Consider the following 14,760-nt stretch of genomic DNA (forward strand, 5'->3'; position numbering starts at 1 on the left):
GTGCTCCTGTCCAACGGATCGGTGATCTCCACCCCCCAGCAGGGCGACTTCGCAGACACCGGGGGATCGTTCGGCGGCACCTACTACGGCGCCGGCGACGTCCCCCTCATCGGCGCCTGGGCGGCCTACAGCGAGATCTACAAGAACCAGCTGTGGGTCGGCGTCGTCATCCGCAAGCTCGCCATGGCCACCGCCCGCAACCCATTCGAGGTCAAGGTCGTCACCCCCGACGGCGGCCAGGCAGATGAGCGCGGCAACCTCGCCGCGCTCATGGCCCGGCCCAACGACCGCCTCTCCGGGTTCGACCTGTGGCTGTGGACCTCATCCACCTACGACCTGTACGGCGAAGCGTTCTGGCTGAAACTGCGCGACCGCAACGACCGGGTACGGGAGCTTCACCCCATCCACCCGACCAACGTCGTCGTGCGACGCAACGACGCCGGCGAGACCGTCTACGCGTACCGGGGCCGCACCGACATCGAGTGGCCCGAGCGCGACGTCGTCGTGTTCAAGAACTACAACCCCGAGAACCTCCGCCGCGGCCTGTCCAACCTCGAGGGTCTGCGGATGACGCTGCTCAACGAGGACGCCTCCCGGCGTGCGACAGCGTCCTGGTGGAACCGTGGCGCGCGCCCTTCGCTGGTGGTGAAGCACCCGAAGACGCTGTCGCAGGGCGCCGTCGAACGCCTGTCGTCGCAGATCGATCGGCAGTACAGCGGAACCGACAACGCCGGCCGCCCTCTCATCCTCGAAGAGGCCATGGAGGCGACGGTCGTGCAGCTCTCCGCCGAGGAGATGCAGTACATCGAGTCGCGCAAGCTGAACCGCGAAGAGGTGTGCGGGGCGTACGACGTCCCGCCGCCCGTGGTGCACATCCTCGACAAGGCCACCTTCTCCAACATCACCGAGCAGCTGCGCTCGATGTACCGCGACACGATGGCGCCCCGGTTCGAGCTGTTCGAGTCGGTCGTCGACCACCAGCTCGTCCCCGACTTCTACACCGTCGGCGGCGTGTTCTCGAAGTTCAACATGGACGAAGTCCTCCGAGGCGACTTCGAGACCCGCGCGGAGGCGGTCGGCAAGCTCATCGAGCGTGGCGTGATGAAGCCCTCCGAGGCGCGGCCGCTGTTCAACCTCCCGCCCGCTGGCGACGAGGCGAACGTGCTGTACGCGAACGCCGCGCTCATCCCGCTCGGCTCCAACCCCCGAGCAAACCCGGTCGCCACCGACGGGACGCTCATCCCGCAGCCCATCGACGAGCGTGCGTTCGCGCGCATGTCGCTGGGCGAGAAGGTGCTCGAGCTCGAGCGGCTCACCCGCGCCATAGAGGCCAGCAAGCAGATCGAACAGGAGACGTGATGGACATCATCCGAAAGGACGCCACGATCGCGGCCACGGGCACCGAGGGAGACTTCCCCGGAACCTTCGAGGTGATCCTGTCCGCGCCGACCCTGGACCGCGACGGTGACACCCTCAAGTCCGAGGAGTGGGTGCAGCCGCTGCCCGAGCACATCACCTTCGACTCCGACCATGGCATGTCCGTGGCCACCACGGTCGGATCCGGTGTGCCGCGCATCGACGAGAAGTCGGGCAACCTGATCGTGGCAGGCACGTACAGTTCGCTGCCGCGCGCGCAGGAGGTGCGCACACTCGTCAACGAGGGGCACATCCGCACGACCTCGGTCGCGTTCATGACCCTCACCGAGGGGAAGGGCGCGGGAGCGGTAACCAAGCGCGAGCTGCTCAACGGCGCGTTCGTCGCGATCCCTTCCAACCGGGAGGCGGTCGTGCTCACGTCGAAGTCCGCCACGCACAAGGCGGGCGCCCGCAACAGCGCTGCAGACGGCGAGCTGATCCAGGCGATCCTTGACGCCGCGGTGTCCCTGGGGGCGTCGCTGCCGTCAGAGAAGGCGTTCCGCGCGCGGCCCGGGACTAAGACGCTTGCCGGTTCGCTCGAGGCGGTCCAGGAACGCGCTCGCGCGGCGCTGCGTGAAGCGAACCCGGGCGACTGGGTGTGGCTTCGCGGGACCCTCCCGGATGCCGACGGCGGCGGCACCCTCGTGTTCGAGGTCGAGGACCGCGACACGTACGAATCCGAGCTCTACCGCCAGAGCTACACAGACGACGGTTCGGTCATCACCCTTCAGGGTGAACGGTCGACCGTGGGAGTGGTCGAAGTGCTCACTCCCGACCCTGACAGCAAGTCGATGACGCCCCCGGCCGACGCCGGCGCCGACGGTAAGGCCCCCGCGCCCGCCGACGACGCGCCTGCCGCGGACGACGCGGAACAGGCCGAGCTTCAGGTCCGCATGGCGCGCATCCGCGCACTGAACACACTCGCAGGAACCAACTCCCAGGAGGGGAAATGAGCACGAAGCTCAAGGAGGCTCAGGACAAGGTCCGCGAGCTCTCTCAGAAGGCACTCGACGTCGCGGAGAACCGCGGTGGCGAGTACAAGTCGTTCGCCGACCAGAAGGCGGCCCTCGATCCGCTCGAGGCCGACATCAAGAAGTGGACCGACGAGGTGCAGAACCTCGACTACATCGAGGAGAAGCGCAAGTCGTTCTCCGCGTCCGCTGGCAGCACCCTCGACGACGCGTCCGCGGACGCGCGCAACGAGGCCGTGTCGAAGTCGTTCGGCGAGCAGTTCGTCGAGTCGGCCGCGTACAAGTCGCTGCTCGACAAGGGCCTCAAGGGCAACTGGGCATCCGGTGACGTCGAGCTGAAGGCACCGCTGCTGCAGGGCAACGCGGGCGCGCCCGGCGGTGGCTACCAGGTCACCAACCAGCCCGCCGTGCAGCCCGGCATCATCGACCAGCGCTTCCGGCAGCTGACCATCGCCGATCTGTTCCCCTCGGGAACGACCACCTCACCGCTGATCCGCTACCTCGTCGAGTCGGTCGTCACCAACGGTGCCGCCGCCGTCGCCGAGGGTGGGCTCAAGCCCGAGTCGGCGCTGGCGTTCACCAAGGTCGACGAGGTGCTGCACAAGATCGCCACGTTCCTGCCCATCTCGGACGAGATGCTCGAGGACTGGGCGCAGGCGCGTTCCTACATCGACGCGCGCCTGGTGCTGTTCGTCAAGCTCGCCGAAGAGGCGCAGCTGCTCAACGGCGACGGGACGGGAGCGAACCTCGTCGGTCTGCTGAACCGGCCCGGTCTGGCCACGCCGATCGTGCGTGGCACCGCGCCGTCCACCGCCGACGACAACGCGATGGACGCGATCTACCGCCAGATCACGCGCATCCGCACCACGCAGTTCCTCGAGCCCGACGCGGTTGTCATCGACCCGCTCGGTTGGGAGGGCATCGTCCTGTCCAAGAACAGCCAGGGCGCGTACTACGCGCAGGGCCCGTTCGTGCAGGAGGCCACCCCGAGCCTGTGGGGCAAGCGTGTCGTCAGCACCCCGGCGATCGCAGAGTCCAGCGCGCTGGTCGGCGCGTTCGCGCAGGGCGGCCAGATCTTCCGCAAGGGCGGTATTACGGTCGAGGCCAGCAACAGCCACGCCGACTACTTCCAGAAGAACCTCACGGCTCTTCGTGCGGAGGAGCGCCTGGCGCTGGCCGTGTACCGACCCGGCGCGTTCGGACGCGTCACCGCCCTCAACGGCTGACCGGTGAGGCGCCCGACGTTTCACCGCGTCGGGCGCCTCGCCGCAGCGAAGGAGAAGCCATGTCCGTTCAGACCGATGAGGACGTCGTCACCCCCCGAAGCACCGGGGCCGTGACGTTCGATGCCTCACCCACCACGACCGAGGCTGTCGCCGACAACGCCAGCACCGACGCCGTGTCGTTCGTCCCGCCGGGCACCACCGAGGTCACTTACCCTTCGGACGCCGTCGTGGTGAACACCAGCGTCGACGGCCCCATCACGACCAGCGTGTCGTGGCTGTCCGAGGTTCAGACCAAGCCCGTGGAGGCGCCGGAGACCCCGGAGCCCACCACCAAGCCCAAACGCGCGCAGACCAAGCGCGTGAAGACCGGCGACACCGAGGACTGAGGAGGGGCGGGGATGGACGCATTCGCGAGGACCTTGCAGATGCCCGAGTATTCGCAAGGCGCCATCCCCGCCGACACCCTGTTCCTCAGTGAGGAGCTCGACGCAGCCACGGCCGTCATCCGCAGCTACTGCCGGTGGCACATCGCCCGGACAGAAACGGACCTCAAGCACCGCCACCGCACCCGCCTCCGCGAAGACGTGTGGCTGCCCGCCACGCAGATCACCGCGATCACCGCGGTGAAACTCGACGGGAAGAACGTCGACGACCTCACCAACATCGACATCGACCCGGACACTGGGTGGACCAGCCTCCGCGGCTCCGTCGTCGACGTGACCTACACCGCCGGATTCGAAGAGGTGCCCGCCGACCTCGTCAAGTTGACGATGAAGCTCGTCGCGCGGTCACTGAGCAACCCACTCGACGTCATCCGCCAGCAGGTCGCGACCGGCTCCGTGAGCTACTCGCACGTCTCGCCCAACGTCGCCGCAGGCGGAACCCTCCTCCCGCACGAGATGGCACAGCTCGACGCCTACCGGGTGGGGTGGATCGGATGACATTCGCGTACGGCCAGACCGTGCAGCGCGACCGCCGACAGAGCATCCCGGACCCGTACAACCCCGAGCGCACGGTCCCCGGGCCCTGGGGCGACGCCGAGACGGTGGAGATCCGCGGGGCATGGGTCGCCGCGAGCTCAAGCACCCTCAGCGAGACCGCCACACGCGACCAGATCCTCACCGAGAAGAGCCTGTTTTGCGGGCCTACCGCGGACATCAAGCCGGGCGACCGCATCCGCGCCGACGGGGTCTCCTACTACGTCAAGGTCAAGCCAGCCGCTGATCGCAACCCGTTCACGGGATGGCAGCCGTACCTCGAGGTGCCCCTCGAAGATCGGGAGGGATGAATGGCTGCTCAGTTCTTCGACGACGCCCTCGATGAGATCGCCCGATCCGCCGGTGTCCGCGGACTCCTCACCGACGCCGCTGGCGAGGTACGCGACATCGCTCGCGCCGACGCCCCGATCGCGTCGGGCGAGTACCGCGACAGCATCCACGTCGAGGTCACACAGACCGACGAGGGAACCGTCGCCACCGTCGTCGCCGATGTGCGGCACGCGATGATCGTCGAATCCCGCGAGGGCACCCTCGCCCGCGCCCTCGGCAAGGCAGCGAGCCGTGTCTGACCCGGCCGTGATCCACGCCGACCTCGTCCTGTTCCTCGTCAACTGGTATCGCGCCGCGCTCGAGGCGCGCCCGGAGGACGTGTGCCGCGGCGTCGAGGTCGACAACCGGGAACCCAAGGGCGACTTCCCCGCCCGGCTTCTTGTCATCCGCAACGACGGCGGCCCCGACACGTCGATCCTCACCGGCCGGCGCAACGTCGGTCTGTCCGTGATAGCGGGCAACGAGGAGAACCCGAAGGACGCGGAAGACCTCGCGGCCATCGTGCACGCCCTCCGCACCCAGATCCCGAGCGTCGACGCCGACAACCCTGTCGCGGCGGTGCTCGGCTCGCTCGGCCCGTACGAGGTCAACGAGTCACAGCCGCGCGCCCGGCGCTACATGACGTTCTCCCTGAGCGTCGTCGGCAAGGCGCTCTAACCCACCCACCCAGGCCCGGACGGGCCCACCGCTTCGAAGGAGCACCAGCATGGTCGACGCGTTCGGCAACGACATCTCCGCCGTCGGTATCCCGGTCACCGGGTCCCTCGGCATCGCCCCGGGAGGCACGACCTTCCCCACCGCGGCCGAAGGCGCCGCCCAGTCCCTCTCCCTTGACCCTGCGTTCGAGAAGGCGGGTCTGCTCACCGAGGACGGTGGTTTCGAGTGGATGCTCGAGCCCGACGGTGATCGGCAGAAGTTCTTCCAGGAGGGCTACTCGATCCCCAGCGGCCTGTCCGAGCCGACGCTCGTCGTCAAGCTCGCCCAGTACGACCGGCTCGCCCGGAAGATCGCGTGGGGCAAGACGCCCGACGGGAACGGGTACCTCACCATCGACGCGGGCGGCTACGTCCAGGATCTCTCCGTCTTCACCGAGGAGATCTTCAAGGGTGGCGTCATCGTCCGCCGCGTCGCGGACGTCTTCCTGATGAAGGCGAAGATGGACAAGTCCGAGCGCGGCAAGGTCCGCGGCCTCGAGCTGACGTTCGGTCTGCGCCGCTCGCCGCGCCTGAACAACGAGCACGTCGGCGAGTGGCTGATCCCGCCCGTCAGCACGGTCGCCCCCACCATCGCATCGGCCCTGCCGACCGCGAAGGGCGCCGGCGAGACGGTCACGATCACCGGCACCAACTTCTACGGTGCGACGTCGGTGACGTTCGGCGGCGTCGAGTCGCCGCTGTTCCAGGTGACCTCGTCCACGCAGATCAAGGCCGCCCTGCCCGCCGGTTCCGCCGGCTCCGCTCCCATCGTCGTGACCGGCCCCGCCGGCGCGTCGACCGCGCGCGCCTACACCCGCGCGTGACCTACCTGCTGGCCGGGGCCGTGATGGGCACCCCGGCCAGCAGTCACACCCACCCCGCCCATCGCGAACCGAAAGGCCCATCATGACCACCGCTGACAAGACCGTCACGAAGCGCCCGCCGCGCGCGAAGCCCGAGCCCGGACCCAAGCCCGACTTCTTCGTCGTCGAAGACCACCTGAAGTGCCAGACCCCCGAGGGGGAGGTCTCCCTCGACCTGCGCATCCCGATCGAGCGCCTCGAGCTGTTCATGAACATGGACGAGATCGACGAGAAGCTGCTCCCGAAGTACCTCCGCGAAGAGATCCTCTGGCCCGAGGACCGGGACAAGATCGTCAACATGCGCGACGGTGCGAAGGCGTTCGGCATGCTCATGCGCTACGCCGAAGAGGTCGGCAAGCGGATGGGAGCCGGCCTGGGGGAATCCTCGCCCTCTACGTCTTCGTCGGAAGACACCGAGGGGCAGTCCGCTTCGACTTCCGACGCTACCTCCGCCTAGAGCTCGAAGACATCGGTCGATCCCTTTCCTATCGGAAGGCGCTCGACTACGTCGCCGAGCTCGAGCGTGAGTTCGGGTCGCACACGAACGCGTCCGTGGCGGGGTGGAAGCACACCGTCACCTACGGCGAGTTCCTCGCCTGGACGCACGCCACGGCGTTCATGAACGCCAACCGCGACACGACAACCCACCCCGATCCGGTGGAGTTGCCGACCCCCTGGCCTGACAAGCAGGACGTCGACGTCACGCCGGAGGAACGCGCCGAGCTGCGCGCCGAGCTGAAGGCGCGGTCCGCGTTCGCTCACTGATCCACACGGGGGTGCTGATGACAATTGTCGGCGCGGGCGAAGTCCCCATCAGTCCCACCTTCCCCGGCTTCCGGGGCGACGTGCTCGACCAGATCAACACGACCGCCTCGGAAGCCGGAGGTCGCTTCAAGGCAGCCTTCGGCGCGGCCGCGCGCGGCATCGGCGCGGGCATCGCCGTCGGCGTCGCCGCGGCCACCGCCAGCGTCGCCGCGATCGGCGGCAAGGGCCTCGACCGTGCGCTGAACATCCAGGACGCGAAGGCGCAGCTGGTCGGTCTGGGGCACTCGGCCGAGTCGGTCGGAACGATCATGGAGTCCGCCCTCGCCTCAGTGAAGGGCACTGCCTTCGGACTCGACCAGTCCGCTCAGATCGCCGCATCCTCCGTCGCCGCCGGCATCGCACCCGGCGAGGCGCTCACCCGCACACTCAAGCTCACCGCCGACTCCGCGACGATCGCGAAGGCTCCGCTGTCCGAGATGGGCAGCATCATCAACAAGGTCGCGACCAACCAGCGCCTCACGACCGAGACGATGCAGCAGTTCCAGGACCGCGGCATCCCCATCCTGCAGGCCGTCGCCAAGCAGTTCGGCGTGACCGCTGACGAGGCGGCGGGCATGGTCTCCCGCGGCGAGGTCGACTTCGCGGCCTTCCAGAACGCTCTCGAGTCCTCCGTGGGCGGCGCGGCGTTGTCCTCGGGCACCACCGCCCGCGGCGCGCTCGCCAACATCGGCGCGGCGTTCTCTCGCCTGGGTGCGATGTTCGTGCAGTCCGGGGTGGACGGGGCGCCGTCGCTGTTCACGACGATCGCCAACGCCGTCGACCGCGCGGCGGAGTCCCTCAAACCGTTCGCCGCGTCCTTGTCCGAGCGCATCGGGCCTGCGATGGCAGCGATGGGCGCATGGGTCGACTCCATCGACTTTTCCGCCATCGTCAACGGCATCCGCGAGTTCTACCTCGGCGCCGTCGACGTCAAGGATCTGCTGCTCACCGGCTTCACCGAGAACGAGACGCTCCTGCCTGACGGTGTCGTGCAGGGCCTGCGTATCGCGCACGACGTCTTCGCCAGCGTCGCGGGTGTCGTGCGGAGCATGTTCGACGCGTTCCGCGGCGGCAGCGGTGGAGTCGAGGGCGTTTCGACCTCGATCGGATCCGTCGGCGCGTCCCTGGCGACGCTGCAGCCGGCGTTCGCGTCGTTCGCCGGTCAGATGCCGAAGATCGGCGAGGCGATCGGCAAGCTCGCCGCGAGCGGGATCACCGTGCTCACGCAGGTGCTGTCGTTCCTCGCCGACAACGTCGACACGATCATCCAGTTCATGCCGCTGATCGTCGCCGGGTTCATCGCCTGGCGCGTCGCCTCAACGGCCGTCGCCAACGCCACCCTCGCGCTGCGCGCCGGGGAGCTCGCGGCAACGCCGGTGTACTTCGCGAACAACATCATGCGCAACAACTCGGTGCGCATCGAGCGGCAGCTCGCAATCGCGAAGGCCGCAGCAGCCGGCTCCACGAGCGCGGCCACCACGGCGACGACGGTCAACACGGCCGCCACCGCGCGCGGCACCATAGCGACGATCGCGGCGAACACGGCAGCCCGTGTCGCGGCGGCCGGGCAGTGGCTGCTCAACGCCGCCATGACCGCGAACCCGATCGGGCTCATCATCGCCGCCATCGTGGCGCTGGTGGCGGGGCTGGTGTGGTTCTTCACGCAGACCGAGCTCGGACAGGCGATCTGGGGTGAGTTCACCCGCTTCCTCGGTGAGGCGTGGGCGAACATCGTCTCCGTCGCCACGACGGTGTTCACGGCGCTCGCGTCGTTCTTCACGGACGTGTGGAACGGGATCGTCGACGTCGTCACCACGGTGTGGAACAACGTCTCCGGGTTCCTCGGGCCGATCTTCGACTTCATCGCCACCCTCATCCGGGTGTACGTCGAGACGTGGGTCAACATCATCCTCGTCATGGCCGCGGTGCTGGTCACGATCTGGAACGGCATCGTCTCCGTCGTCACCACTGTGTGGAACGCGATCGTCGCCTTCCTCGGCCCGATCGTCGAGTTCATCGTCGGCATGGTCGTCGGGTACTTCACCGGGCTGTGGGCGTTCTGGGTGGCCGTGTGGACCGGGGTCGTCGACTTCTTCACCGGCGTGTGGAACGCGCTCGTCGCGTTCCTCGTCCCGATCATCGCGGCCGTCGTCGGCGCGGTGCAGGGGCCTGTGCAGGCGCTGTCGGACTGGTGGAACGGCGTGTGGTCCGCGATCAGCGGGTTCTTCGCCGGCATCTGGAACGGGATGGTCGGTGCCGTGTCTGGCGCGATTGCTCAGATCGGTGGGTTCGTCGGGGGCATCTTCGACACCGTCATGGGTGCCATCGGTAACGCCGGCACCTGGCTGCTCGACGCGGGCGCCGACGTCGTCCGCGGGTTCTGGGAGGGTATCTCCGGCATGGGCGGCTGGCTCATGGAGCAGGTCGGCGGGTTCTTCGACGGCGTCATCGGCTGGGCCAAGGACACCCTCGGCATCCAGTCGCCCTCGCGGGTGTTCCGCACCGAGGTCGGCCAGATGGTCGGCGAAGGGATGGCGCTCGGCGTCACCGACTCGTCGACGGTCGTGCAGCGCGCGATGGTCGCCCTGTCGGCTGTGCCGCCCGCATCGGCGATCTCGCCACAGGCACGGAGCGCCTCGGCACCGACCGAAGGTGACCGTGGCCCGGCCTTCCAGCAGATCAACCAGTTCGCTGCGATGGACCCGACCGACGCGATCGAGGCGGTGAGCCATCGGGCAGAAGCGATAGCGGAAGCGGTGGGCGTGTGAGCGTGGTCGAGATTCACGGGGAGGGGCGCGTCGTTCGCGGCGTCCCCTCCTCCGCACATCGGACGGGCCTGTTCATCGGGCCGAGCGGGCTGAAGGGGCTGCAGGGGCTCCCCGCCCGGCGTCGCGAGGCGCTCGCGCGACCCCTGTCGGCGGGCGAGTACGACGTCCCCGTGCGGCTGCCGGCGCGCATCGTCACCATCGAACCGGGTGTCATCCTCGGCGAATCCGAGTACGACGTGCAGCGCTGGTGCGACTCCGTGAACGGATGGGGCGCATCGGGTGGTCGGTTCCCCCTCTCGCACAACGTCGACGGGGACACCCGCACCATCAACGTCCGGGTCATCGCCGCCGAAGGTGTCAACGAGCAGCGTCGCGCTGGGGAGCACTTCTACGGCCGGTTCATGGTGCAGTTTCATGCGGCAGACCCCCGCCAGTACGGGACCACTGAGACATACCCGGTACTCACGCCCGGCGGCACGGTGAAGGTTGAGTCGCGGGGAAACTATCCCGCCCACCCCACTGTCGAGATCCCTGACGCGCCGTCCGCGTGGAGCGTGACCTCACCCGCCGGCACGTTCACCGTCTCCGGCGTTCCCGCTGGGGGCCTGCACCGACTCGACACCCGCACCGGTCGCGTCTACCGCGACGGCGTGTGGCTGCAAGACGCCGGAACGGGCCCCCTCTGGGCCGTACCGAATGGGGCCGAGTGGGAGCACTCCATGTCCGCCCCGGGCCGCATCCTGCTGGCCCCCACCTGGATCTGAGGAGGAACCGTGACCGAGTGGTCCCTCACCGTGAACGACTCCATCACAGGGACGTTCCGCTCGCACGTGCAGCCCGCCGAGTCGGATTGGTCCACAAGCCTCGCCGGTGACGGCACCAGCACGGAGAAATTCGTGATGGGTGACGCCGACGAACCCTGGACCGAAGAGCAGATCGACGAGACGTTCGAGGGGAACAGTCGACTCCTCGTCCGGTGGTGGGGGGACACTCCCATCTACGCGCAGAAGATCGAAGAGAACGATATCGACTACGACACCATGAAGGTCAAGGTGTCAGCGTCCGACCTCATCCGCGAGGCCGACTGGCGAATGATCGACGGCGTGCTCGCGGACAAAGACTCCACGTTGACCATCACGGGTCGGTCCGCGGCCGGCGCGGTCCGGGCTGTGTTCGAGCGGATGACGCAGTGGGGACCCGACTGGCAATACCCGCTGGACCTTCCCCCGGACGGTGCGGGTGATGTCGGCGGCACGTGGAGGTTCTGGGAGAAGTTTCGCATCTCCGACATCCTCAAGCAGATCGAGGACCGCACCGGATGTGAGACGTTCCTGCAGGTCTACAGCCCCGGCGGCCGGGACATCAGATTCCGAGTCGTGGTCGGCACCCCGATCGTTTACGGGCGCACCGTGTTCAGGCTCAAAGCGGATGAGAGCCCCCTGTCCGGGGTGAAGCGCCGGAAGAGTTGGCGCCGCCAGGTTACCGGCATCCTCGGCGTCGGAAACGGCACCGGGCATGACCAGGAGACCCGCTGGGCAGGCTCGCCCGCTGGTCCGATCCGGGACACCAAAGAGTCGTTCCCCGACCTGACTGGCGATGCGTTGCAGGCCGCGGTGACGCGGTACTACGAGGCAAACTCCGGGCCGGTCACCCAGTGGACCGTCGGGTCGTTCACGATCAGCGACGACAACCCTCCGATGCTCGCCCTGCCCGGAAACGGGTGGGTGCTCGAGACGCCGACCGTGCACTCGCTACGAGTGATCAAGGTGTCCGGTGGCAACGGACTCGAGCTCAAAACGGAGGTGCAGAATGCAGCTTCGTGACCTCTCCGACGCGTTCTGGTGGATCCGTCGACTGATCTTCCGCGTCGACCGCCTCGAAGGCGGCGCGATGCTCGAAAACTCGTCCATCAGCAACGGCCGCATGCGGTTCATCGGCGGGCTCCTGCGGGTGGACTCCGGTGGTCGTGTCGAGATTGTCGGCACCCTGCAGGTCGACGGCGAGTCGACCGTCACGGGGCAGTTCACGGTGGATGGTCCGTTCACGTTCAACGGGGACGGGTCGATCACCGGTGCGCTGACGATCTCGGGGCCGGTTGAGATTACCGGTGACGTGGACCTGACGGGCATCATGACGGTCACGGGTGACATTGTCGTGACCGGGACGGGGAAGATCCGTATCGGTGACGTGGTCATCGAGGGCGGGAAGATCACCGCGGGGAACGTGGTGATGGAGAAGGACAAGATCACCATCGGTGGTCTCATGCCGGCGACTCTCGAGAATGGGGAGTTCACCCTCGGCAATGGGGCGAAGGTGCAGGTCGGGCTCACCGGTGGCACCTCGAGCATCGGGCTTGTGCCGGAGGGTGGTGTCGTCGACATCTCGGCGAACGCCCTCCTCGCTTGGATGCGGGCTTTAGGGGCGTCGGTGACGGTGAGCACCAGCCAGGTGAACATCTCCGCCCCCGTCGTTACCATCGACGATCTCCCCTCGACGGAGTCGTTGGACGACATCGAGTGGGTTGGCCGGCACAAGATCACGAAACGCCTTTACGTCGTACCGCCCGGAGTCGGCGGGCCCGGCGGAGGATTCGAACCCCCGTTCAGTTTGACTCTCGTGACCTCCGAGTTTGGGATGCGCACGCACCCGATCACCGGCGAAGAGACGATGCACAATGGCCTCGATTTCGGTGCACCGGCCGGCACGCCGATCGGCGCGATTGGTCGCGGCGTCGTGACCGAGTCCCAGCTATCCGGTGGCTTCGGGAACCTGGTCGTCGTCGATCACGGGCTGCTCCGCGGGAAGAGTGTGGTGTCGAGGTACGCGCACATGATCGAAGCCGGCGCCCCCGTGGGCACCCTGGTGACGACCGGAGAAACGGTCGGTCGTGTTGGTTCGACGGGTCTCTCGACTGATCCGCACCTGCACCTGGAGATCCTTGTCGACGGCGTCCCGGTGAACCCGCGTGAGTTCTTCGAGTTGTACAGCTAGGGAGCCTGGCAGTACGAAGAGTCGATGCCCTTCGCGAGCACGCCGCGGAGCACGGAATCTGTGATCCCGCCGAGCACGGAGACGGACTCGGGAGGCTGCCCAGCCGCGAGCTCCGAGCACACCGCGTCGGCCATGATCTGCGCCTGAGCAGGCGTGACCTCGTCGACAGCATCGGCGTTGTACGTGCGAGCGAGGCTCACGGCGAACTCGGACACGCCCGCCTCGGTTGCGACAGCCGCGTCGTCCGGTGGCGTGTAGTCCGGCGCCGGCACGAGCACCGTCCGCGTGACGGTCGGCACCGGCTGAGCGCTCATCTCGCCTGCGCTGCATCCGGTGAGCAGCAGCAGGGCGACAGCGCCAGCGGCGACGAGTCCACGTTTCATGCCGTTCACCCTACTCACCCTCCGCGCTCGTGGCATATGCCCGGGCCTACTGGAAAGACGGTGACGCCATGGCTGCAGCCGGATACGACGAGCCCCAGGTGCGCAACGCGGCGATCATCGCCGACGTCGCCCACGGGATGGGTCTCGGCGATCGCGGCGCGCTGCTCGGTGTGATGTGCGCGATGGGTGAGTCGTCGCTGCGGAACATCGACTATGGCGACTGGGAGACGAACGGTGTCCGCAACCCGGACGGTTCGCCGACGTCGTCGATCGGCCTGTTCCAGCAGCAGCGGTGGTGGGGCACCCCGGCTGAGCGGATGGATGCGCGGCATGCGGCCGGTGCGTTCTTCGCCGCGCTCGTGAGAGTGCGCGACTGGGCGACCCTCCCGCCGACCCTCGCCATCCACCGGGCGCAGATCAACGCGGACCCGAACCACTACTCGCGATACGAGCAGCCCGCGTGTGCGGTGCTGGCTCACATCGCTGACCGACGAGCGAAAGGCGGTGGGCTGTTCATGGCCGCACCTGTTATCGAGTGGGTCCGCGACGGGGTCGGATTCACCCCGGATGCTGCGGCATCGTTCCGCCGCGCGGAGGCCAAGTGGGGGCGCATCCCCTGCAACTCCACCTACCGCGACTGGGGCCTGCAGCTCTCGATGTGGCAGGCGTGGGAAGCGTGGACGCAGGGCCGCGGCCCGAAGCCGAACCACTCCCGCGCCGTGCACCCCGACCAGTCTCGGCACACGAGCGGCATCGCCCTCGACACCGATCTCTGGACCGTCGCCGGCTTCATCGCCTTCATGGTTGACCACGGCTGGATCCGCACCGCCGCCTGGGACCCCACCGAGCAGCACCACTTCGAGTACCAGTGGTGGCGCGACAACCACCGCAACGACCCGGCCCCCGCGGGCCAGAAGGAAGAGGAAGACATGAACTCCGAGCAGGACGAGATGCTGCGCTCGATCTTCATCGCCATCAGCGACAAGGCCAACGGCATCCAGCACAATGCCAACGAGGCCGCTGGCGCCGCCGTGCGCGGTGAGGAACTCGCGAAGGGCACCCAGGCGACGGCAAAGAACGTCGAGTCGATCCTGGCCGACGTGCGCAACGCGATCGCCGACCCGAAGATCGGCGTGCTCGTGGCGTCCAACGAGGCCCGCGCCTCCTCGGCCGCTGCGCTGTCCGCGGTCGGCAAGCTGAGCCTCGGCGGCGGGAAGATCGACGTCGACGCGCTCGCGAAGAGCATCCGCAAGGATCTCGGCGCCGACCTCGCGACTGAGCTCGCGAAGCGCCTGGCGAACTGATGCGATGGCTC

The 14,760-nt window shown here is 67.9% G+C and carries 17 protein-coding genes; 16 read left to right on the top strand and 1 reads right to left on the bottom strand.

Annotation, left to right across the window (positions count from 1 at the left end; translation table 11 throughout):
• The 15 genes from ASG45_RS02525 (at position 1) to ASG45_RS02595 (ending at position 13,062) form a co-directional block, all read left to right on the top strand.
• On the top strand, positions 1-1,359 hold the full coding sequence (locus tag ASG45_RS02525) for a phage portal protein (RefSeq protein ID WP_055832674.1): 1,359 nt from the start codon (positions 1-3) through the stop codon (positions 1,357-1,359).
• Positions 1,359-2,369, top strand: coding sequence for a hypothetical protein (locus ASG45_RS02530; RefSeq protein ID WP_055832675.1), 1,011 nt, complete (start codon positions 1,359-1,361; stop codon positions 2,367-2,369). The genes ASG45_RS02525 and ASG45_RS02530 overlap by 1 nt, the downstream gene beginning before the upstream one ends.
• Positions 2,366-3,613, top strand: a complete 1,248-nt coding sequence (locus ASG45_RS02535; RefSeq protein WP_055832676.1) for a phage major capsid protein — start codon at positions 2,366-2,368, stop codon at positions 3,611-3,613. The genes ASG45_RS02530 and ASG45_RS02535 overlap by 4 nt, the downstream gene beginning before the upstream one ends.
• A gap of 59 nt (positions 3,614-3,672) precedes the next feature.
• On the top strand, positions 3,673-3,999 hold the full coding sequence (locus ASG45_RS02540) for a hypothetical protein (protein ID WP_055832677.1): 327 nt from the start codon (positions 3,673-3,675) through the stop codon (positions 3,997-3,999).
• A 39-nt stretch (positions 4,000-4,038) separates the two neighbouring features.
• Positions 4,039-4,554 (top strand): hypothetical protein, encoded by a 516-nt coding sequence (locus ASG45_RS02545; protein ID WP_156459338.1) that lies wholly within the window; start codon positions 4,039-4,041, stop codon positions 4,552-4,554.
• Positions 4,551-4,901 (top strand): hypothetical protein, encoded by a 351-nt coding sequence (locus ASG45_RS02550; protein WP_055832679.1) that lies wholly within the window; start codon positions 4,551-4,553, stop codon positions 4,899-4,901. Before ASG45_RS02545 ends, ASG45_RS02550 begins: the two co-directional genes overlap by 4 nt.
• Positions 4,902-5,180: an HK97 gp10 family phage protein gene (locus ASG45_RS02555; protein WP_055832680.1), complete on the top strand. Its 279-nt coding sequence runs from the start codon at positions 4,902-4,904 to the stop codon at positions 5,178-5,180.
• Positions 5,173-5,598: a hypothetical protein gene (locus ASG45_RS02560; RefSeq protein WP_156459339.1), complete on the top strand. Its 426-nt coding sequence runs from the start codon at positions 5,173-5,175 to the stop codon at positions 5,596-5,598. Before ASG45_RS02555 ends, ASG45_RS02560 begins: the two co-directional genes overlap by 8 nt.
• Before the next feature lie 49 nt (positions 5,599-5,647).
• Positions 5,648-6,460, top strand: coding sequence for an IPT/TIG domain-containing protein (locus tag ASG45_RS02565; RefSeq protein WP_055832682.1), 813 nt, complete (start codon positions 5,648-5,650; stop codon positions 6,458-6,460).
• 82 nt (positions 6,461-6,542) lie between these two features.
• Positions 6,543-6,956, top strand: coding sequence for a hypothetical protein (locus ASG45_RS02570; RefSeq protein ID WP_055832683.1), 414 nt, complete (start codon positions 6,543-6,545; stop codon positions 6,954-6,956).
• Between the two features lie 95 nt (positions 6,957-7,051).
• Positions 7,052-7,264 (top strand): hypothetical protein, encoded by a 213-nt coding sequence (locus ASG45_RS02575; RefSeq protein ID WP_055832684.1) that lies wholly within the window; start codon positions 7,052-7,054, stop codon positions 7,262-7,264.
• A 17-nt stretch (positions 7,265-7,281) separates the two neighbouring features.
• Positions 7,282-10,071 carry a tape measure protein gene (locus tag ASG45_RS02580; RefSeq protein WP_156459340.1) on the top strand — a complete coding sequence of 930 codons (2,790 nt, stop codon included), beginning with the start codon at positions 7,282-7,284 and terminating at the stop codon, positions 10,069-10,071.
• Between the two features lie 2 nt (positions 10,072-10,073).
• Complete coding sequence (locus ASG45_RS02585) at positions 10,074-10,835, top strand: hypothetical protein (RefSeq protein WP_055832686.1); 762 nt, start codon at positions 10,074-10,076, stop codon at positions 10,833-10,835.
• 9 nt (positions 10,836-10,844) lie between these two features.
• Positions 10,845-11,894 (top strand): hypothetical protein, encoded by a 1,050-nt coding sequence (locus tag ASG45_RS02590; RefSeq protein ID WP_055832687.1) that lies wholly within the window; start codon positions 10,845-10,847, stop codon positions 11,892-11,894.
• Positions 11,881-13,062, top strand: a complete 1,182-nt coding sequence (locus ASG45_RS02595; protein ID WP_055832688.1) for a M23 family metallopeptidase — start codon at positions 11,881-11,883, stop codon at positions 13,060-13,062. Before ASG45_RS02590 ends, ASG45_RS02595 begins: the two co-directional genes overlap by 14 nt.
• On the opposite strand, the gene ASG45_RS02600 is transcribed toward ASG45_RS02595, so the two are convergent.
• Positions 13,059-13,445, bottom strand: a complete 387-nt coding sequence (locus ASG45_RS02600) for a hypothetical protein (RefSeq protein ID WP_156459341.1) — start codon at positions 13,443-13,445, stop codon at positions 13,059-13,061. The two genes, ASG45_RS02595 and ASG45_RS02600, sit on opposite strands and share 4 nt — an antisense overlap.
• A gap of 68 nt (positions 13,446-13,513) precedes the next feature.
• Here ASG45_RS02600 and ASG45_RS02605 point away from each other — a divergent pair, with 68 nt between their 5' ends.
• Positions 13,514-14,749 (top strand): hypothetical protein, encoded by a 1,236-nt coding sequence (locus tag ASG45_RS02605; protein ID WP_055832690.1) that lies wholly within the window; start codon positions 13,514-13,516, stop codon positions 14,747-14,749.
• The last annotated feature ends 11 nt before the right edge of the window (positions 14,750-14,760 follow it).

It is taken from the genome of Microbacterium sp. Leaf436, from assembly GCF_001424715.1.
Classification (GTDB): Bacteria; Actinomycetota; Actinomycetes; order Actinomycetales; family Microbacteriaceae; genus Microbacterium.